Here is a 19,539-nt window from a genome sequence, read left to right as displayed (position 1 = left end):
CTCCCTGGACAAGTTATCAACCTGAGCAGGGTAGCTTCGACGCGCTCTAGGGTGACGATCCCCCAGGGCGTCTGTTTCTATAGTAAACAGATTGGCTAGGGGGGTGGTGTGACGGTGGCTGCTATCTCCAGCCGCAGCTCTGAGATTGGTAGCGCTCGGTTTAGACTGCGTAGAGAAAAATTAGGAAAACCAGTCTACTTTTAAGAGGATTTGAGGACAACTAGATTTAAGCATCCGCCAAGATTCGGGCATGCTAACAAAGACAATCCTTTGATTTGACGTGGGTTGTTCTGATGGGTATTGCCTGCTCATTCTGGCAAGGTCAGAAGTTCCTAAGATGAAGTCACTAGCCACATCATGCCTTTGCCCGCCGAGTCAGAGCCCCCCGCGAAGTTGGAAGTATCCCCGTTAAACCTTGACGGGGACAGTGCTAGCGCGAACAGGGCAGGAGCTAGCCCGCCGCTAGACTCAGCTCTACCCTGGAAAAGCATCTTTGATGCTGCCCTTGATGCCATGCTGATTGTCGATGACGCGGGGTATTACTTGGCGGCGAACCCAGCGGCCTGTGCGCTGCTAGAGCTGCCTGAGGCGGCTTTGATTGGGCGACGAGTGGCCGATTTTTTGCCGTTGGGCACAGAGTTTGAGCCGATTTGGCAGAATTTTTTGGCGACGGGGCAGATGCGAGGGGAACAGCAGCTGCGACTCGACAGCGGCACTGTCAAAACGGTGGAGTTCGCAGCAACAGCCCACGTGCAGCCCAATCACCACCTGTCGATTTTGCGGGACGTTAGCGATCGCAAGCGGTTTGAAGCCGAGCGCGATGCCCTATCGCGGCAGCTAGAGCAGTGGGTGATCAGTAGCTCTGAAAAACTAGAGATTACCCAGGCCGAGCTGCGATCGCAGCAGCAGCGCATCGACAGCATTCTCAACTCGCTAGAGTGCGTGGTGTGGTCGGTTGACCCCATCACCCTGGAGACTATCTACGTCAACGCCGCCGCCACGGCGCTCTATGGCCACCCCCCGGAGGCGTTTTTAGCCGATGCTGACCTCTGGTTTAACTGCATTCACCCCGACGACTACCCGCTGTTGTTGGCCGACATTGAGGCGCTGAGCTACCAGGATAAAATCGACCGGGAGTACCGCATCTTTCGCGCCGATGGCGCTTTGCGCTGGGTGCGCGGGCAGGCCCGCCTGGTGCGCGATGGCGCGGGCGCTCCCCTGCGCATTGACGGCACTACGCTGGATATTAGCGATCGCAAACAGGCCGAGTTTGCCCTCAAAGACCACCAAGCCACCCAGCAGGCGATTCTCGATGCCATCCCCGACCTGATGATGCGCATCGACGAAGACGGAAATATTCTTAACCTGATTTCGGGGGGTGAGATTACCCTTTACAGTCTGCTCACCCTCAATCACCACCAGTCTCTCTACGCTACTCTTCCCAAGGAGCTAGCCGACCAGCGTATGCAATACGTGCGGCTGGCCATGGCTACGGGCACCCGACAGCGCTACGAACACGCCATCGAGATCGACGGTGAACTGCGCCACGAAGAGTCGCGAGTGGTGCCCATTAGCCAGAGCGAGGTGCTAGTGATTGTGCGCGATATTACCGAGCGCAAGCGGGCCGAAGTCACCCAGGCCGACCTCAACCAAAAACTCAAGCTGGTCAATGCCGAGCTGAACCGGCTGGCCACCGTCGATGGTCTCACCGAAATTGCCAACCGCCGCAGTTTTGACCAGGCCCTCGATCTAGAGTGGCAGCGGGCCCGCCGTCAGCAAAAAAATTTGGCGCTGATTCTCTGCGACATCGACTATTTCAAGCCCTACAACGACAACTATGGCCACCTAGCGGGCGACGACTGCCTACGCCAGGTGGCCCAGATACTCAGCACCGTGGTCAAACGGCCCGGCGATCTGGCGGCCCGCTACGGCGGTGAAGAATTTGTGCTGCTGCTGCCCGACACCACCCTCGACGGCGCCATTGAGATCATCGAAAAAATTCAGGCGGCGATCGCCCAGTGCCCGCTGCCCCACGACTACTCAGAGGTCAGCTCAAACTTAACTTTGAGCTTTGGCCTGGTGTGCCACTGCCCCACCGTCAAAGAGCACTCCCCCAGGGAGCTGATCCATCGCGCCGACCTGGCTCTCTACGAGGCCAAGGCCCAGGGCCGCAACCGGTATGTGGTGGGCGACAGCTTGACCTAAATAACGGCGTTGCTGAACGCAAGCATGATTTGCCCCTCAACCCCCAGTTTTGGGTAGATACAGAGTCTCCCAGCCCAACCAGCCGGTTGATGTTCACCGCCATCTGGCCCACACTGGAATTTGGCTGAGCATGAGATTCCATGACTAACCCTGAATTTAATGTAGCTATGGCCCCAGCGGCCTTGAGCGTCGGCGGTTTGGTCGACTACATCAAGGCCGTTCTAGAAGACGACCCCACCCTGCGCCAGGTGTGGGTGGTGGGCGAAGTGTCTAGCGCCAACCCCCACGCCAAGGGGCTGTTTTTTACCCTCACCGACCCCGATACCGGTGCCACTATCAACGCGGTGGCCTGGCGCAGTCAGCAGGCGCGGCTCACTACCCTGCCCACCGTCGGCGAACAGGTGATCGCCCTAGGCACGGTGAAGGTCTATCCCCAGCGCAGCAGCTACCAGCTGACGGTGTGGCAGGTGCTGCCCAGCGGCGACGGCCTCAAGGCCCTGCGCTATCGCCAGCTGCGCCAGCGGCTTGCCGCCGAGGGCCTGTTTGACTCCGAGTTTAAGCGCCTGCTGCCCGCCCTGCCCCAGACCGTTGCGGTCGTGTCGTCGCCTCAGGCAGCAGCTTGGGGCGACATTCAGCGATCGCTGCGCCACCACCACCCCGGCCTGCACGTTCTGTTTTCGCCCGCTACAGTGCAGGGCGACACCGCCCCCGCCTCCATTGTGGCCGCCATGGAGCGAGTGGCCCGCGACGGTCGCGCCGAGGTGCTGATTTTGGCTCGCGGCGGCGGGGCCAGCGAAGATTTGGAATGCTTTGACGACGAGCGGGTGGTGCGGGCGATCGCCAACTGCCCCATTCCAGTCGTGACCGGCATTGGCCACCAGCGCGACGAATCGTTGGCCGATCTGGCCGCCGATCTCTGTGCCCATACGCCGACTGCCGCCGCGATCGCCGCCGTCCCCGCCCTGGCCGATCTAGTTGAAGCCCACCGCCAGCGCGTAACCCTGCTCAAAACCCTCACCGCCGAGCACCTGCTCGATGCCCAGAGCGATGTGCACCGCCTCGGCCAGCGACTACTGCGCACCCGCCTCGACCAGCGCATGCAGCAGCAAATCGTTTACCTCAAGCAGCTCAAACATCGCCTGGTGCAGGGGATACAGGTGGAAATGCGACAGGCGAGCGATCGCACCGCCGCCCTGCGCAGCCACCTGATGACCCTTGACCCCGACACCGTCGTCAGGCGAGGCTATGCCCTGGTGCGCGACGAAGCCAGCCAGCTTGTCACCCAAGCCCAAGCCACCACTCCCGGCCAAACCCTTCAGATCCAGCTCGCCCAAGGCCACCTCACCGTCAAAGTCACCCAAGTCCACCCCTCCACCCCCTAACTCCCTTATCTCCCGTCTCCATCCACCCCCTACCCATCCACCCCTTCACCCCCATGCCCAAGAAAGCCGCCGACACCTGGAGCTACGAAACCACCGTCGCCAATGTAGAAGCAATCATCGCCGACCTCGAATCAGGTAGCCTGCCACTGGCCGCAGTGCTGAGCCAGTTTGAGCAGGCCGTGCAGGCCCTTCAGCAGTGCGAAACCTACCTGCAAGAGAAGCAGCAGCAGGTAGATCTGCTGATTGAAACCCTGGCCGAATAGCGCCCTTAAACAGCAATTAGTCGCTATTTCCCAACCGCGCAAGCTGAGGTTTTCTAAGTCAGCCTCAAGCCATTCTTAGAATTAAGGCCCATCCTAGAGAAGACCAGACTCTCTTCAAGCCCCTATGAACCCAGAGCACCAGCGCCTCAAAGCGACCCACGCATCGCAAACGCCGTGGCAGAAATGGGGGCCATACCTGAGCGATCGCCAGTGGGGCACCGTGCGCGAAGACTACAGCGCCACGGGTGCAGCGTGGAATTATTTCTCTCACCAGCAGTCGCACTCGCGGGCCTACCGCTGGGGCGAAGATGGCCTAGGCGGCATCTGCGACGACCAACAGATCCTCTGCTTTGCCCTGGCTCTGTGGAATGGAAATGATCCCGTGCTTAAGGAGCGCCTGTTTGGGTTGACCGGTGACCAGGGCAACCACGGCGAAGACGTGAAGGAATACTACTTTTACCTCGACAGCACTCCCACCCACAGCTATCTCAAGTTTCTCTACAAATACCCCCAGGCCGAATATCCCTACGCCGATTTGGTGGCCGAGAACCAGCAACGCGGGCGCGATCAGCCCGAATACGAGCTGTTAGATACTGGTGTTTTCAACGAAAACCGCTACTTTGACGTATTTGTGGAATACGCCAAGGCTAGTCCCGAAGACATTTTAATTGCCATTGAAGTCGTCAATTGCGGCCCTGAGGCAGCCACAATTCACCTGCTGCCAACCCTGTGGTTTCGCAACACTTGGGCTTGGGGTGATGAGGTAGAAAAGCCGGGGTTACGGAGGAGTAAACAGTCGTTTGCTCCTACAGGGGATGCTGTGATTGAAGCATCCCACCTCACTTTGGGAAACTACTGGCTCCACTGCGAGGGCAGCTCGACTAATGCTGAAACCCCGCCTCTGTATTTCACCGAAAACGAGACCAACTACGCTGCCGTGTTTGGGGGCGAAAATGCTTCACCCTACGTCAAAGACGGCATTCACAATGCCTTAGTTCATGGCCAAACTGATGCGGTCAACCCTGCTCAGGTGGGCACCAAAGTCTCGCCCCACTACCAACTTTCTCTGGGGGCAGGGGAGCGGCAGATGGTGCGCCTGCGCCTGACGAATCAGCCCACTCTGGCGCATCCTTTCGGTGCTGACTTTGAGACGACACTTCAAACTCGGCGGCAGGAGGCGGATGATTTCTACAAAGCCCTCACTCCCTTTGAGATGGGTGACGATCAGCGGCAGATTCAGCGACAGGCGATCGCAGGTCTCCTCTGGAGCAAGCAGGTCTACCGCTATTCGGTGGAACAGTGGCTCAAAGGCGATACCACCATGCCAGAGCCGCCGGAGGGTCGCAGCCGCAACCGCCACTGGCGACACATCGACACCGCCGACATCATCTCCATGCCCGACAAGTGGGAATACCCCTGGTTCGCCGCTTGGGATCTGGCCTTCCACTGCATTCCCCTGGCCATGGTTGACCCCGAGTTTGCCAAACGGCAGCTCGATCTGCTGACGCGGGAGTGGTATATGCACCCCAACGGTCAACTGCCCGCCTACGAGTGGGCCTTTGGCGATGTCAACCCGCCTGTCCATGCCTGGGCCACCTGGCGGGTCTACAAAATCGCCCAAAAGATGACCGGGCCCAGCGTAGACCACCGCCCCTTTCTAGAGCGCGTCTTTCAAAAATTGCTGCTCAACTTTACCTGGTGGGTCAACCGCAAAGACGCCGAGGGCAAAAACGTCTTTGAGGGCGGCTTTTTGGGCCTCGACAACATCGGCGTGTTTGACCGCAGCGCCCCGCTGCCCACGGGCGGCACCCTGGAGCAGTCTGACGGCACCAGCTGGATGGCGATGTACTGCCTCAACATGCTGGAGATGGCGCTAGAACTGGCCCTAGAGAACCCGGTCTACGAAGACATGGCTACCAAGTTCTTCGAGCACTTCATCTATATTGCCGATGCCATGAACCACATTGGTGACGACCAAACCCGTCTGTGGAACGAGGAAGACGGGTTCTTCTACGACGTGCTGCACCTGCCCGACGGCGATCGCCCAGGATCTGCCCACGACCACCGCATTCAGATGAAAATTCGCTCAATGGTGGGGCTGATTCCCCTCTGCGCGGTCATGACCCTGGAGCCCAAAACCCTGGAGAAATTGCCCAACTTTACCGAACGGCTGGAGTGGTTTATTCAAAATCGCCCCAAGCTGAAGCGCAATGTGGCCTGTATGGAAACGAAGGGACAGGGAGCGCGGCGCATGCTGGCCCTGTGCTACGCCACCCTGGGCCAGGTCGAACCGCGCGATCGCCTCCGCCGCCTGCTCGAAAAACTGCTGGATGAGTCCGAATTCCTCAGCCCCTACGGCATTCGCGCCCTGTCGAAATACCACGCCGAGCACCCCTACAGCTTCCACGCCGACGGGCAAGAATACCGGGTGGATTATGAACCCGCCGAGTCCAGCAGTGGCCTGTTTGGCGGCAACTCCAACTGGCGAGGGCCAATCTGGTTTCCGGTCAACTATTTGATTGTTGAATCGCTGCAAAAGTTTCACCACTACCTGGGCGACGACTACAAAGTCGAATGCCCTACCGGCTCTGGGCAGTGGATGAATCTGTGGGAGGTGGCCAGTGAGCTATCTCAGCGGCTGATTGCTATTTTTGAGCTAGATTCAGAGATTAAACGCCCCGTCAACGGCAGTAGCAACCCTTTTCAGCATGATCCTTACTGGCGCGACTACGTGCTGTTTTACGAATACTTCCACGGCGACAATGGGGCTGGGTTAGGGGCTAGCCATCAAACCGGCTGGACGGGGCTAGTCGCCAAACTGATTCAGCAGCAGGGGGAGTATGACACCGATCGCGCTTAAACCCTAGGGACAACCGCTGGCTCGCCCCTCACGGCCATGGAAAGGTTGCGAAAACGCAGCAGATAAAGTACAAGTGTACTTATTCGGCATCTCCCATAGTCGCCTTAATTTGATCCACAAATTCCTGATGGTCGATCACCGGCTTCGAGATATAGCCATCGGCACCGCTCTGGCTCAAAAAATTCTCGCGATCGCCCTCCATGGCGTGGGCCGTGACCAAAATCACCGGTAGGTGAGCCGTAGTAGGGTCGGCCTTGAGCAGCTGGGTAATCTTGATGCCATCCATGGGTTTGCCCTGGTACATGCTGTGGGCCAGCGACACATCCATCAACACCACGTCAACCTCACCACTGCGGGCAATGGTCATCACCTCTTCAACATCTTCTGTGTGCTTAACCGCCAGGCCCCCGCGCTTGGTCAATATTTTCGAAAATACTCGGGCATTTACCAGGTCGTCTTCAACGAGTAAGACGGTCTTCATTGCGTGTATCCATCCCTGTCATCAGAGGAATATGGTCTTTGAACGGAAATGATTGAGTTGATGCGCCAGCTCTATTGAGGTAGCTGGGGTAGCGTCAGCCCTAGCCTGCCTGGGTAAGCTTTTTTAGATGAGTAACCCATGGCAGGTAGACTAAATTTCCTAGACGCTTGCCAGACCCATCAGCTTGCCTATAAGTTACAGCATTGTTACCGCCGATTCATCAAGGCCGTTTAAATTTAGACCGTGCGTTAGGCTTCGAAGTGCCGATTTGGGCCTAGGCTATGGCTAAACTCAGCTACGACTCGGTCTATCCCGCCCACCCCGTCCCCCCTTAGTCTCAATCCAGGACCCCTGCCCATGGCTGACCAACTCGACATCATTGCTGGGCAGATTGTGCCTACCTCGCTCCACACCGAGGTGCAGCGGTCGTACCTGGAATACGCCATGAGCGTGATTGTGGGCCGGGCACTGCCCGACGTGCGCGATGGCCTCAAGCCGGTGCATCGCCGCATTCTCTACGCCATGCACGAGCTGGGGCTGACCCCCGATCGCCCCTACCGCAAATGCGCCCGCGTAGTCGGCGACGTACTGGGTAAGTATCACCCCCACGGCGACCAGGCGGTCTATGAGGCTCTGGTGCGCATGGTTCAGACGTTCTCCAGTCGCTACCCATTGCTCGACGGCCATGGCAACTTTGGCTCGGTCGACAACGACCCCCCGGCGGCCATGCGCTACACCGAAACCCGCCTGTCGCCGATTAGCAACGAGGCCATGCTGACCGATATCAGCGAAGCCCTGGTCGACTTTAGCGACAACTTTGACAGTTCCCAGCAGGAGCCGGTGGTGCTGCCCACCCAGTTGCCCAACCTGCTGCTCAACGGGTCTTCGGGCATTGCCGTGGGCATGGCTACCAACATTCCGCCCCACAACATGGGCGAGGTGGTCGATGGCCTGGTGGCGATGATCGATCGCCCTGCTATCACCGACGACGAGTTGTTTCGCCTGATCCCCGGCCCCGACTTCCCTACCGGGGGCGAGATCATCGGCACCGAGGGGATTTTGGATGCCTACCGCACCGGGCGGGGCAGCATTCCCATTCGCGGCATCTGCCAGTTTGAAGAAGTGCATCCCGGTCGGGGGCGGCAGCGGCGCAACGCGATTATCGTTACCGAGCTGCCCTACCAGGTGAATAAGGCCGGGTGGATTGAGAAAATTGCTCAGCTGGTGAATGCGGGGCGGCTGGAGGGAATTGCGGATATTCGCGATGAGAGCGATCGCGACGGCATGCGGGTCGTGATCGAACTCAAGCGCGACACCCCCGCCCAGCGGGTGTTGCAAGACCTCTACCGCACCACGCCGCTGCAAACCAACTTCGGCGTGATCATGCTGGCGCTGGATGATGGTCAGCCCCGCCAAATGCCCCTGCGCGACGTCATGCAGGCGTTTCTCGACTTTCGCGAAACCACCCTCACCCGCCACTACCAGCACCAGCTCGAAAAAACCGAGGCCAAGCTGCACATCACCGAGGGGCTGCTCACCGCGCTAAATAACTTGGATGCGATCATCGACATTCTGCGCAATGCCGCCGACGGCACCACCGCTAAGCAAATTTTTCAGCAGCGGTTTGACCTCAGCGAGCGCCAGTCGGACGCGATCTTGGCCATGCCCCTGCGCAAGCTCACCGGCATGGAGCGCCAGGGCCTAGAGAACGATTTTGCCGAACTTAGCCAGCGCCGCGACGATTTGAATCGACTGCTGAGCGATCGCAAAGAGCTGCTCAAGGCGATGAAAAAAGAGCTGAAGGTGCTCAAAAAGAAGTTCAATGACCCCCGCCGTACCCGCATTCAAACCGAGGCTGAACGGGCGGAAGAATCGCAGCAGGTCGAAGAGATCATTGCCGAAACCGTTGAAGAAGCGACGGTTGTGGAGTTCACCCAAAAGGGCTACGTGCGGCGGTTTTCGCAAAAAGCCTACCAGCGGCGGCAGGCTCGGCTAGAGGTTGACACCAGCGCTAAACTCCACGAGGTAGATGACGACCCGGTGGTGCAGGTTGAAGCTGCCCTCACGACCCACGAACTGCTCACCCTCACCCGCGATGGCCGCGCCTTTACCGTTGATGTCGGGGCTGTTCCTACCAACCCGCGCCAGGGCAAAGGGGCACCTCTGGTACAACTGCTGCCGGGTTCGGTGCCATCTGCTGCCGATGCGATCGTGGCTCGGTTGGTGCTTCGCGACGATTTGCTAGAGCACGACCTGATTCTCGTCACCCGCAGGGGCAAAATCAAGCGTGCTCCGCTGAAAGAATTCACCAACCTCACCGGGCGCGGCCTCACCGCCATCAAGGTCAAAGACGGCGACGAGCTGGCCTACGTCACCCTGGCTGAGCCAGGTGACGACCTAGTTCTGGGAACAACCGGCGGCAGACTGCTGCGCTTCCCAATTGATGATGACAACCTGCAAGTCATGGGCCGCGCCGCCCAAGGCCCCCAGGGGATTCGCATGGGCAAGCAGGAAACCCTGACCGGCTGTGTGGCTGTGCAGTCGAGCAAAGATTGCCTGCTGCTAGTGTCGGCGGCGGGCTATGCCAAGCGTTTGCCGGTAGAGGGTTTGCGGGTGGCCAAGCGCGGCGACATTGGCACTCAGTCATTTCAATTTAGCCTTAAGACTGACAGCCTAATGGCGCTGCTGCCCGCCGTGCCCAAGGAAGCCGTGACGGTGTTTACCAGCGCTGAGCGCACCGCCGTCATCCCCATTGGCTCGGTGCCCCGCCAAGGTAGGACTGGGGAGAGCGATCGCATCGTCAAACCCAACAAGGGCGAAACCATCACCCAGGTGATTCGTGTGACTACGCTTGATCCAGATGCTAGCAATGGGGCGGCATCAGACTAAAGATAGGATAGTTTTGTAGAGTAGGCGTTGGTTCTGGGTTAGTACCTGGTTTGTGTTAAATGACGTTCTACTCAACTTCAACTGAGGAATACTGATGTCATTCATCACGTTCAAAGCACCGATCAAAGATGGGATGATAGAGATTCCTGCAGAATACAAACAGGCTCTAAGCGGTACTGACCAGGTCGAAGTGACAATTTCGACTCAATTCAACACGGCGAAGACAGGCTTAATTGCAAAATTGCTCGAAAATCCTATCGTAGTCGATAACTTCGTGCCCCTCAGCCGAGAGGAAGTGCATGACCGCAACCTCTAAAACCTACTTTCTAGACTCAAATATCTGGCTATATGCTCTGCTGAAAAACCGCCAGCCCACCCCAGAAGATTTTCACAAAGCCCAGGTTTCTAATGACTTAATTGATGCCCCAGGGGTTGTTATTAGCATTCAGGTAGTTAACGAGGTTTGCGTCAATCTCACCAAAAAAGCACGATTTAATGAATCTCAAGTTCAAAGTTTGATTCAGGACTTTTACAATGGCTGTCGAGTAATCGCCTCTGATCAGGCTCTGCTAACCCTTGCGTCTGAGACCCGTGACCGCTACAGTCTGTCTTTTTGGGATGGGCTGATTGTTGCTGCCGCTCTAACGGCTAATGTAGCTACCCTCTACTCGGAGGATATGCAAAACAATCTCAGGGTTTTCGATCAACTCACGATTACTAACCCATTCCTCTAGATTTGTCAGTAGACCTTTAGTTTCATCGCCCAACCTGCCGTGGCCCAAGTCGCAATCGAAAACGTCTACAAAACCTTCCCCAAGTCTCGCCAAGTTCACGAGGCCGAGACTGCTTTAGAGGCCGACCACGATACAGCGGCGGTGCTCAAGCGCATCAACCTCACTGTTGAGGATGGCGAGTTTATGGTGCTGGTGGGTCCTTCAGGCTGTGGCAAAAGCACTCTGCTACGGCTGATCTCGGGGTTGGAAGCCATTACGGGAGGCAGCATTTGGGTGGGCGATCGCAAAGTCAACGATCTGCCCCCCAAGCAACGCGACACCGCCATGGTGTTCCAGAGCTACGCCCTCTACCCCCACCTGACGGTCTACGACAACCTCGCCTTTGGCCTGCGCCGCATGGGGGCCGACCTCGAACAATCTCTGCCCTCCCTGGAGTCAGGTAAGCAGCTTTCCCCCAGCGACTCTCCCGCCAACCAGGAGCTAGAGCGCCTGCTCACCGAAAGCCGCTGGTGGGAGAAGCCCCTAGTCTCGATCACGCGTCGACTGCCCCTCAACCTGCGCTACGTCTCTGAGGCCGAGCGGCTAATCGACGAACGGGTGCGCTCTGTGGCTAAGATGCTGCAAATTGACGGACTGCTCAACCGCCAGCCCCGGCAGCTTTCGGGCGGGCAAAAGCAGCGGGTGGCCCTGGGTCGGGCCATGGCTCGCAACCCTCAAGTATTTTTGATGGATGAGCCCCTGTCAAACCTGGATGCCAAACTGCGGATGGAAACCCGTGCCCAGATTGTAAATTTGCAGCGGCAACTGGGCATTACCACCATCTACGTCACTCACGATCAGGTGGAGGCCATGACCATGGGCCACCGAATCGCCGTGATGAACCTGGGCCAAATTCAGCAGGTGGCCACTCCGCTAGAGCTGTATAACCGCCCGGCCAATCGCTTTGTGGCTGGCTTCATTGGCTCGCCGCCGATGAATGTGATGCCGGTGCAGGTGCAGGCTCCGTTTTTGCTGGTGCATCCTGAGTTTCGCCTGTCGCTGCCCAGTAGTTGGGACGATCGCCTGTTGCCCTACGACAACCGCGAAGCGCTGCTGGGCATTCGCCCCGAACACCTCAGTTTGGCTCTGCCCGCGCCCAAAAATATTCGCGGCCACATCACCCACATGGAGGCCCTGGGCAGTGAAACCTACCTAACGGTGCAGACTGAGGCGCTGACGCTGCTGGCCAAAATTCCCCCCGACGAGGTGGTGCGCATTGGCGATGAGGTGTGGCTGGCGATCGCCGCCGAAAAAGCCCATCTGTTTGACCCAGAGAGTGAGGTCTCCCTATGGAGTCGCTGACTTGGACACAGGGGAATGAAAAATGAAGAAGCCGTTCGTCGGTATTGAAGTCTGGCATTTTGGAATGTTCTAACTTAGACTTCACTTGCTATACATCCGCAGAGATGCGCAACCGCAGAGATCTACGTTAACCAGCTACGCTAACCAACTAGCCAACAAGGGAAAGCACCTTGCGTAACACCCGTGGTAAGACTCAGCTACTCTCAGGGCTGACGCTGATCGGCACTATGGTCGTAGCTTTTTTCATAGTGCAGGCTCCCTGGGCGCACCCGCTGCGAACCCTGGTGCTGTTGGCCCTCCCCGGAGCGCAGGGTGCTTTAACCGCCAAAAATACTCTCAACCAGAGCCGTTTAAGCCAGTTCAATGGAGTGCTTGCGATCGCCGAGCTGATCGGGGCGGGGCTGCTGGGGGTAGCCGCTGCGATCGCCCTGCTGGGTGCCAGATCCCTGCCGGTGCTCTACAGTAGCTGGGTTGTGGCGGCGATCGCTACCCTAATCTTAGTAATCGCCGCCGCCCTTGAGCTGCTGCGAGCGATGAGCCGCAGGCAAAATCAGCGCCTAGTGTTGCTCAAGCTGTTGCTGCAAAGCCTAGCGCTGATCTTCTACGGCTTGCTGCTGCTGTGGATGGGGCTGCTGTTTGTGCTATCGCTGACCGGCGAGTCGTATATGGGCAATTAGCGGATGAATGACCAAGGGTGCGATCGCACCAACCCCCTGCCACATTGCCCCAATCACCTCATCACAGGCCATCAATTTTGTCGCACCTTTAGCTTGAGCTGCTCAAAGACTGCACTGTGCAGCACTGCTCCCTGAACGGCTACTTCCTGGCCATCGACCCAGGCCTGCTCCAGGGTTGACCCGTGCAGGTGCAGATTTACCCGCCCGTAGGGAAAGGCGTAGTCTCCGTGCGATCGCCAGGTGAGGGTCAGGGTCTGCCCCTGCTGGCTCAGGTGCCACTGGTCTAGCCGCCAGTCACCGTAGCCTTCTCCGGCATCGCTGTAGAGTTGGCCCTGGCTTTCTCCCTCCCCGTCAAGTCCCAAGACTTGTGGGTAGAGGTGTAGGGTTAAGTCTTCGCCCTCGGCCAGGGGCAAAATGCTGCCCCCCCTTACCAAAAGAGGAATCTGCTCCAGCGGAGCCGGTAGCTCAACGGTTTGCCCGCCCTGCCATAGGGTGTCATTCCAAAAGCTGTACCAGTCGCCAGCGGGCAGCGCAATCTGGTGGCTGCGCGCCCCTTGAATCATCACCGGGCACACCAGCAGCGCATCGCCCAGGCAAAAGGCATCCTCTCGGTTCCACAGGCTTTCATCGGTCGGGTTTAGCCAAAACAGCGGGCGCACGGGGGGATATCCCTGGTCAGCGGTCTCCCACACCAGAGTGTAGAGGTAGGGCATGAGCTGCTGGCGAAGCTGCAAAAAGCGGCGCGCAATGCTGAGGCAGGGTTCGCCATAGCTCCATGGGGCGCGGTGTCCCACGCTGACGGCACTGTGGGTGCGATAGAAGACCATAAACGTGGCCATCTGAAACCAGCGCAGATAAAGCTCAGCCCCCGGATTGCCCAAAAACCCACCAATATCAGGGCCGCAAAAGGCCACCCCCGACAGCCCCAGGCCCAAAACCGTGGCCACAGTTTGCCGCAGCGCCTCCCATGTCGAGACAATATCGCCCGTCCAAGTCCAGGCGTAGCGCTGGAGCCCAGCCCAGCCCGATCGCGTCACCACAAAGGGACGAATATGGGGCCGGTGGCTCCGCAGGCTTTCAAAGGCGGCACGGGTTTCGAGCATGCCATAGATATTGTGGGCTTCGCGGTGGTCGCCGCCGTGTCCCTCCAGATTGTGCTGGGTTGCCAGGGGTAGGGTGGGGTCGCCCCAGGCCACAAAGGCAGCGGGTTCGTTCATATCGTTCCAAAAACCGGCTACCCCTGCCTGGAGCAGGTAGGCAAACTGGCGACTCCACCAGTCGCGCACGATCGGATCGGTAAAGTCGGGGAAGACCGATCGCCCTGGCCAGACCGGAGCCACCACCAGCTCACCGTCGGCGTAAGTGCAAAAGGCGTCGAGAATTTGCCCCTCTAAGAACAGGTTGCTGTGGCGGTTGTGCTGAATGCCTGGGTTGTTGATCGCGATCAGCCGCACGTTAGCCGCCGCCAGCTCCGCCGTAAACTGCCGAAATTTGGGGAACCGCTGGGGGTCGATGGTGAAGGCGCGGTGGTTGACCTGGCAGTCAATATCCACGTGCAGGGCGCTGAGGGGCAGGTCATGCTGCTGAAAGTTTTGCACCTCCTGGCGCAGGGTGGCCTCGGTGCGGTAGCCCCAGTGCGATTGGTGATAGCCCAAGGCCCAGCGGGGCGGCAGGGGTGCCCGCCCGGTGAGTTGGGTGTAGCGCTGCATTAGCTGGGGCGGCGCGCCGATCGCCAGGTAGTAGCGCAGGGCACCGCCCTCGAAGGTAGTGGTGGCCTGCTGCCCCAGCCGCAGCTCGCCCCGAAAGGTGTTTTCGTAAAACACCAAATAGCTACCCTCCCGGTGCAGGCCCAGATACACCGGAATGCAGATATACATTGGGTCAGTGCCAGGCTCGTAGATATTGCCGGGGTCGTAGTTCCAGAACTGGTAGGTTTTAGTTTGGGCTGGGCCACTCCGTTCTGAAACTACAGGCTGACGCAGGTTAAAGGTCGCCGCCCGTTCCCCCAAACCGTAGAGGCATTCTTCGTCCCGCAGGGGAGTGGTCTGCTGCCACCCCTCCCCCAATCGCTGGGGCGGCAGTTCTTGGCGAATCTGGCCAGTCTGATCGGCGATCGCCAGGCTGCCATCCCAACCCACGCTGATCGTGAGTTCGGGGCTAGAGAGCACCCAACCTTGGGCCTGTTCCTCTAAATGGGTGGTGACGGCAGGCCAGGGATGGTCGGCCAGGGCGTAAGGCAGGGGCAGCCGACCGGGTTGCCAGGTGACACGAACAAAGTCAGGCCTTAGAAAGGCGAGTTCTAAAGAAGCTTGCTCAAACTCAATCTCAGCGCCTCGCTCGGTGGGGGTAGCCTGAAGCCCTTTGCCGACGGGGATGGGGGCAGTTGCGGGCGGGGTCTGGTAGAGGCGATCGCGCCGATCGCGCTGCCACGAGTACCAGATGGCGTAAGGCATGTACCTCAAAAACCACAGGGCTTGCAGCACAAATTTCAGCCTTAGCCAGAGTGGTTTTAGCACAGCCATAGTTCTGTTTTTCCCAGCGATCGCTCTCCGTCAGCCTAGGGGCAAGCGGGGGCTACGGCTTCCCCTAAAGGCGCGAGGCATTTGTCTACCCATAGAGAGAATTCACTGTCAGCCCCTCTCTCTAATTCCCTCTGCCCGCAGCTAGATGGGATAACGCTCTCGCTAGGGTTTAATGAGGCGAGTCTTGCCCTACTTTGGGAGCAGCCGTGTCCTTCTCACCCTACCTGGCTATCAATCAACAGCGGGCTGCCCGAGGCATGAAGCCCCAGTACGTGACCGGCATGGACTCTGCCACCCAGGGGCTACAGTCGGCAGCCAACTTTCTCAAAGGAGAGGATTTGCCCTCGGGGGGGCCGGTGCCTCAGCTAGCCGTGGGGCTGGCCCAGGCGATCGGCAGTTTGCCCAATGCAGTCAATGACGCCATTATTACCGGGTTAGGCTGGCTCGATGCCTCTGGCCCAGGAGCGCTGGAGCAGGTGCGATCTGAAACTCTAGCCCAGTGGGCGGTCAATCAATATCCCCAGCGGCGATACCCGGCGATGATGGTGGGCTCTTCCAACGGGGCGATTTCTCATCTGTGCGCCGCTTTGGGCATTCCCTGGCTACCCCAAACTTTGCTTGTCTGTGCCCGCCACTCGGGCGACAAAGACAACCCCAAGCAGGTGATGACCTGGGCCGAAGACCGGGTGCAGCGGTTGTTAGCGGCCAACCCTGACTTGGCGGCTTACCAAATGCACGACCCCAACCAGGATCGGCTGAAAGTGGGACGGGTGGCCTATTTTCGGCTGAAGCGTAGGCGGTTGGGGGCCACCTATCGGCAGTTTTTGCAGCAAAATCTGATGCCGGGGGGCACCCTGTTTTTGGTGGAATGCAACTATAGCTGGCCCGCCACCCAGGTCAGCGATCGCCATTTTTTCCAGGTGGGCGGCAAGGGCGGCATTCACCGCGAAGAGTACGTCGAGGGTAGCCCTCGGGTGGCCGAGTTTCTCCAGCGGCAGGGGTCTGAGCATCGCCGCTGGCACAGCCCCCCCTCCGATGGCGACTGGCCTGAGGCGGAATGGGGGTTTGAACCCGCCCTGCGTGAGGATGCGATCGCCTTTGCTGAGGAGAACGGCTTCAAGGTGCAGCGGATTGTGTTTGACGATCCGCAATCTCTCAGCCCGCTGGTGGCTGACCTGCATCGCTGGTGGTACGAGCAGTTGGGTGTGCCCAGCGATCGCCTATTAGCTGAGTCGTTTGTCTATTTGCACCCGTGGCTATGTCTGCGCCTGGGTCTAGTGCCCTACTGGACGGTGTTTAACGACCAAACCTCCCTGGGCCTGCTCAAAGACTATTTGCAAACCACCACACCCTACGACGACATCTATCTCACCCTGTTCTCCAACGGCATCAACTCCCTGGGAATTGCGCCTATTGAGCAGTGGCGATCGGAAATCTTGGCTCAGGCCCGCCGCCGCGGCGAATTCTTGGGCGTCAAAGAACAGCGCTTTCCGCGAGACAATGCCTCGATCATCCAGCACTATCTCGATCTGAAGCAGGTGCCGGGGCAGTTCCCCATGCCTGAACCGCTAACCCTGCACCAGCTTGGAGAATTTTTGGGCGAAAGGGGCGATCGCTACGCTGTAGATTGGCTGAGCTAACGCTTGTAGAATTCGCCCTGAGCATCTGAGCTTAGCCCACAGCAAACTCAGTAAACTGGCGCTTCTAGATCGTAAATCATTAAACAGACTTGGTGGCGCTGCTTCAGGCGGCGGGGCAGGTCTAGCCCTATTCTAAAATCTGCGCTCGTTGCCCATTGCTATGATGAACTCACCAATGCTCCTGGCTTAACGATGTTTTTCCATCCTAACCTGCCCCCCACCATAGCTATGGCAACGAATGACCAACAGTGCCAATCTTATTAAGAGACAAGAATTTAAGAGTCTTGGTCAATCCTGGGGATCACGATCCTTTACACGTCCATGTCATCAGCAGTGAATTTGAAGTAAAGATTGACATATCAGGAGATGAAGCGTGCGTGTTAGAGAAAGGTCAAAAACACCAAAACACGACTAACGCCAAGCATACCAGGGTAGCACTGGCGTTGTGTCAAGCCAATCTTCAGTATCTAAAAACAGAAGCCCGGAAATATTATGTCTAGCGAAGAATTTAAGCTGGCTAAGAGTGTTGTCTACGATGCCACTACCCGAGAAGTCGTGGTCACCCTCAGGGATGATTCCCGTCATGCTTGGCCTGTAAGGCTACTAGAAATGGTGCAGAGTGGGGCTGATGCCTGGTTTCCAGTAACAGGGCTGACGGACGAGCAATTGGCAGAGGTGGAGGTGTATGGTGGCGGGAAATACATCCTGTGGGATGAGTTAGGGCAGGTTTTTAAGGTTGCTGATTTGCTGGCTGGGGTCTATGGACGGGAGGAATGGATGAAAAAGCTCATGGCAACGACAAAATAACCTGTGCAGCCTACAGCCAAGCCATTTAGGAGGTGGTGAAGCTGGTGGTAATTGGGCCAGATCGGTGTGGGGAAAACGCTACAGCTATCCAGTAACTTGCGAATACCATGAGGTAACGCAAGTTAGAAAAAATCCCCCATGGCTGGATCGTCGCCCGACTACACACCCACCACGTCTGGCGATCTGTTACTTGGCACCAGCGGGGCAACCAGAAACCCGATTTTTTCAAAAAACTGGGTTTCTCTCTTTAATGCGGCTCAAACCACAGAGAAACACATTTCGCCGTAGGGTGTATTCGCAGCCGATTCTCCGTTTCTACAAAACCCAAATTTCTCTCGCTTGGCCGCAATGCACTGCCCACCCATCGCAAATTTCTCCCTTTACGGGTTCGGTGCATTGCTCCGCTCCGCTGCGCGAATGCACCCTACACCGGGTGGAAGAAAAACGAGGCTCCGAGGATGGCGAAGGTGGAGAGCAGCAGCACCCCCTCTAGCCAGTTCGATTTGCCATCCTGGCTGATGAGGTTGACGACGGCGACGGCGATGACAACCGCGATCGCCTCAAAGGGGCCAAAGTTCAAGTCCATGGGCTGGCCAATAAAGTAGCCGATGATCACCAGAATGGGGGCCACCAGCAGCGCCACCAGCAGGCTCGACCCCATAGCGATCGACACCGACAGATCCATATTGTTCTTCACGGCCATGCGCACAGCAGTAACGTATTCTGCCGCGCCGCCCACCAGGGGCAGCAAAATCACCCCCGTAAACAGGTCGGTCAGCCCCAGCATATTGGCCGTTTCTTCCACCGCACCCACAAAGATTTCTGACTCAACCGCCACCCCAATCGTGGCCGCCAGCAGCACCCCCAGCCAAAGCGCCACGTTGGGCTTTTCGCCTTCACCGTGTTCCCCAGCGCCGTGCTCGCCCTCCAGATCGCTCACCCCCACGTCGTAGAGATAGCTGTGGGTCTTGAGGGAAAACAGCAGCGTCAGCCCGTAGACCACAATCATCACCACCGCCACGGTCAGCGACAGGCGGCTAATGGCGGTTGGCTCCACAATATTCGAGGTGTTGATCACCATGGCGGGCAGCACGATCGCCGTTACCGCCAGGGCCATGGTGCTGCCGTTGATGCCCGCCACGTTTTGGTTAAACTCCTGCTCCTTGTAGCGCAGCCCGCCAAAGAACATTGACAGCCCCAGCACCAGCAGCAGGTTGGCCAAAATCGACCCGGTAATGCTGGCCTTGACAATGTCGATCAGCCCGGCCTTGAGGGCGACCAGGGCAATAATCAGCTCGGTGGCGTTGCCAAAGACGGCGTTGATCAACCCGCCAATGGTCGGCCCGGTGACCACGGCCAGCTCCTCGGTGGCGGTGCTTAGCCAAATCGCCAGGGGCACAATGGCCAGCGCCGACAGCCCAAACACCGTTAGGGCACCCCACTCCAGCCGCTCCGCTGCGATCGAGATCGGAATAAACAGCAGCAGGCCCAGGGAGACAATATTTTTAATCGACATAGATAACCAGATAAAGGAATAGGTGGGCTAGGGAGGGGCGATAGTTCCCCGTGCGGCATTTTTCTGCCCATTGTCGATGGAGAGGCGGTTCCGCGCAATCTCCTGGCCATCTTTCTAGCAAATTTCACCGTTGGAGAGCACCTGTGGCGCAGCCGCAAAACTGGCCCAGGTGCCTGTTCTGATCGAGCATTGCAGTCGATAGAATAGCAGCCTGCAAAACCA

Annotated in this window: 15 protein-coding genes; 12 read left to right on the top strand and 3 right to left on the bottom strand. The window is 58.2% G+C overall.

Annotated elements, in window-relative coordinates; genetic code table 11:
• Window positions 1-357 precede the first annotated feature (357 nt).
• The 4 genes from H6G07_RS13420 to H6G07_RS13405 all read left to right on the top strand — a co-directional run bounded on the left by H6G07_RS13420 (window position 358) and on the right by H6G07_RS13405 (window position 6,710).
• On the top strand, window positions 358-2,205 hold the full coding sequence (locus H6G07_RS13420; RefSeq protein ID WP_073608669.1) for a diguanylate cyclase domain-containing protein: 1,848 nt from the start codon (window positions 358-360) through the stop codon (window positions 2,203-2,205).
• A gap of 140 nt (window positions 2,206-2,345) precedes the next feature.
• Complete coding sequence (xseA, locus tag H6G07_RS13415; protein ID WP_073608668.1) at window positions 2,346-3,587, top strand: exodeoxyribonuclease VII large subunit; 1,242 nt, start codon at window positions 2,346-2,348, stop codon at window positions 3,585-3,587.
• A gap of 53 nt (window positions 3,588-3,640) precedes the next feature.
• On the top strand, window positions 3,641-3,850 hold the full coding sequence (gene xseB / locus H6G07_RS13410; protein WP_073608667.1) for an exodeoxyribonuclease VII small subunit: 210 nt from the start codon (window positions 3,641-3,643) through the stop codon (window positions 3,848-3,850).
• 124 nt (window positions 3,851-3,974) lie between these two features.
• Entirely contained in the window at window positions 3,975-6,710 is a 2,736-nt protein-coding gene (locus tag H6G07_RS13405; RefSeq protein ID WP_073608666.1) for an MGH1-like glycoside hydrolase domain-containing protein, read from the top strand.
• Between the two features lie 79 nt (window positions 6,711-6,789).
• Here the strand turns inward: H6G07_RS13405 and H6G07_RS13400 are convergent, their stop codons facing one another.
• Window positions 6,790-7,191: a response regulator gene (locus tag H6G07_RS13400; RefSeq protein ID WP_073608665.1), complete on the bottom strand. Its 402-nt coding sequence runs from the start codon at window positions 7,189-7,191 to the stop codon at window positions 6,790-6,792.
• A gap of 357 nt (window positions 7,192-7,548) precedes the next feature.
• On the opposite strand from H6G07_RS13400, the gene gyrA reads away from it, so the two are divergent.
• The 5 genes from gyrA to H6G07_RS13375 all read left to right on the top strand — a co-directional run bounded on the left by gyrA (window position 7,549) and on the right by H6G07_RS13375 (window position 12,832).
• Window positions 7,549-10,080, top strand: a complete 2,532-nt coding sequence (gene gyrA / locus H6G07_RS13395; protein ID WP_073608664.1) for a DNA gyrase subunit A — start codon at window positions 7,549-7,551, stop codon at window positions 10,078-10,080.
• A 94-nt stretch (window positions 10,081-10,174) separates the two neighbouring features.
• The gene (locus H6G07_RS13390) at window positions 10,175-10,396 is read left to right on the top strand and encodes a hypothetical protein (protein ID WP_084173175.1); all 222 of its coding nucleotides are present in this window, start codon (window positions 10,175-10,177) and stop codon (window positions 10,394-10,396) included.
• A complete protein-coding gene (locus H6G07_RS13385; protein WP_073608662.1) occupies window positions 10,380-10,814 on the top strand; it encodes a PIN domain-containing protein in 435 nt (144 codons plus the stop codon). The genes H6G07_RS13390 and H6G07_RS13385 overlap by 17 nt, the downstream gene beginning before the upstream one ends.
• 39 nt (window positions 10,815-10,853) lie before the next feature.
• Window positions 10,854-12,155, top strand: a complete 1,302-nt coding sequence (locus H6G07_RS13380; RefSeq protein ID WP_073608661.1) for an ABC transporter ATP-binding protein — start codon at window positions 10,854-10,856, stop codon at window positions 12,153-12,155.
• A gap of 170 nt (window positions 12,156-12,325) precedes the next feature.
• Entirely contained in the window at window positions 12,326-12,832 is a 507-nt protein-coding gene (locus tag H6G07_RS13375; RefSeq protein WP_139297043.1) for a hypothetical protein, read from the top strand.
• A gap of 71 nt (window positions 12,833-12,903) precedes the next feature.
• On the opposite strand, the gene H6G07_RS13370 is transcribed toward H6G07_RS13375, so the two are convergent.
• Window positions 12,904-15,354 (bottom strand): glycoside hydrolase family 31 protein, encoded by a 2,451-nt coding sequence (locus tag H6G07_RS13370; RefSeq protein ID WP_073608659.1) that lies wholly within the window; start codon window positions 15,352-15,354, stop codon window positions 12,904-12,906.
• A gap of 206 nt (window positions 15,355-15,560) precedes the next feature.
• Between H6G07_RS13370 and H6G07_RS13365 the strand changes: the two genes are divergently transcribed.
• The 3 genes from H6G07_RS13365 to H6G07_RS13355 all read left to right on the top strand — a co-directional run bounded on the left by H6G07_RS13365 (window position 15,561) and on the right by H6G07_RS13355 (window position 17,801).
• On the top strand, window positions 15,561-16,994 hold the full coding sequence (locus H6G07_RS13365; RefSeq protein ID WP_171973017.1) for a hypothetical protein: 1,434 nt from the start codon (window positions 15,561-15,563) through the stop codon (window positions 16,992-16,994).
• A gap of 248 nt (window positions 16,995-17,242) precedes the next feature.
• A complete protein-coding gene (locus H6G07_RS27090; RefSeq protein ID WP_073608658.1) occupies window positions 17,243-17,494 on the top strand; it encodes a DUF4160 domain-containing protein in 252 nt (83 codons plus the stop codon).
• Window positions 17,487-17,801: a DUF2442 domain-containing protein gene (locus tag H6G07_RS13355; RefSeq protein WP_073608657.1), complete on the top strand. Its 315-nt coding sequence runs from the start codon at window positions 17,487-17,489 to the stop codon at window positions 17,799-17,801. Before H6G07_RS27090 ends, H6G07_RS13355 begins: the two co-directional genes overlap by 8 nt.
• A gap of 424 nt (window positions 17,802-18,225) precedes the next feature.
• Here H6G07_RS13355 and cax read toward each other — a convergent pair whose 3' ends face one another.
• Window positions 18,226-19,317 (bottom strand): calcium/proton exchanger, encoded by a 1,092-nt coding sequence (cax, locus tag H6G07_RS13350; RefSeq protein WP_073608656.1) that lies wholly within the window; start codon window positions 19,315-19,317, stop codon window positions 18,226-18,228.
• Window positions 19,318-19,539 lie beyond the last annotated feature (222 nt).

Origin of the sequence: Phormidium tenue FACHB-1052 (assembly GCF_014696675.1) — a bacterium.
Taxonomy (GTDB): domain Bacteria; phylum Cyanobacteriota; class Cyanobacteriia; order Phormidesmidales; family Phormidesmidaceae; genus Nodosilinea; species Nodosilinea tenuis_A.
Note: the sequence above shows the minus strand (reverse complement) of the source record. Positions and strands in the feature narration are given on the sequence as shown.

Coding starts and splice junctions, on each gene's coding strand:
- H6G07_RS13420 (WP_073608669.1), top strand. CDS start 358: ATGCCTTTGCCCGCCGAGTCAGAGCCCCCCGCGAAGTTGGAAGTATCC.
- H6G07_RS13385 (WP_073608662.1), top strand. CDS start 10,380: ATGACCGCAACCTCTAAAACCTACTTTCTAGACTCAAATATCTGGCTA.
- xseB (WP_073608667.1), top strand. CDS start 3,641: ATGCCCAAGAAAGCCGCCGACACCTGGAGCTACGAAACCACCGTCGCC.
- gyrA (WP_073608664.1), top strand. CDS start 7,549: ATGGCTGACCAACTCGACATCATTGCTGGGCAGATTGTGCCTACCTCG.
- H6G07_RS13405 (WP_073608666.1), top strand. CDS start 3,975: ATGAACCCAGAGCACCAGCGCCTCAAAGCGACCCACGCATCGCAAACG.
- H6G07_RS13370 (WP_073608659.1), bottom strand. CDS start 15,354: ATGGCTGTGCTAAAACCACTCTGGCTAAGGCTGAAATTTGTGCTGCAA.
- H6G07_RS13390 (WP_084173175.1), top strand. CDS start 10,175: ATGTCATTCATCACGTTCAAAGCACCGATCAAAGATGGGATGATAGAG.
- H6G07_RS13355 (WP_073608657.1), top strand. CDS start 17,487: ATGTCTAGCGAAGAATTTAAGCTGGCTAAGAGTGTTGTCTACGATGCC.
- cax (WP_073608656.1), bottom strand. CDS start 19,317: ATGTCGATTAAAAATATTGTCTCCCTGGGCCTGCTGCTGTTTATTCCG.
- xseA (WP_073608668.1), top strand. CDS start 2,346: ATGACTAACCCTGAATTTAATGTAGCTATGGCCCCAGCGGCCTTGAGC.
- H6G07_RS13400 (WP_073608665.1), bottom strand. CDS start 7,191: ATGAAGACCGTCTTACTCGTTGAAGACGACCTGGTAAATGCCCGAGTA.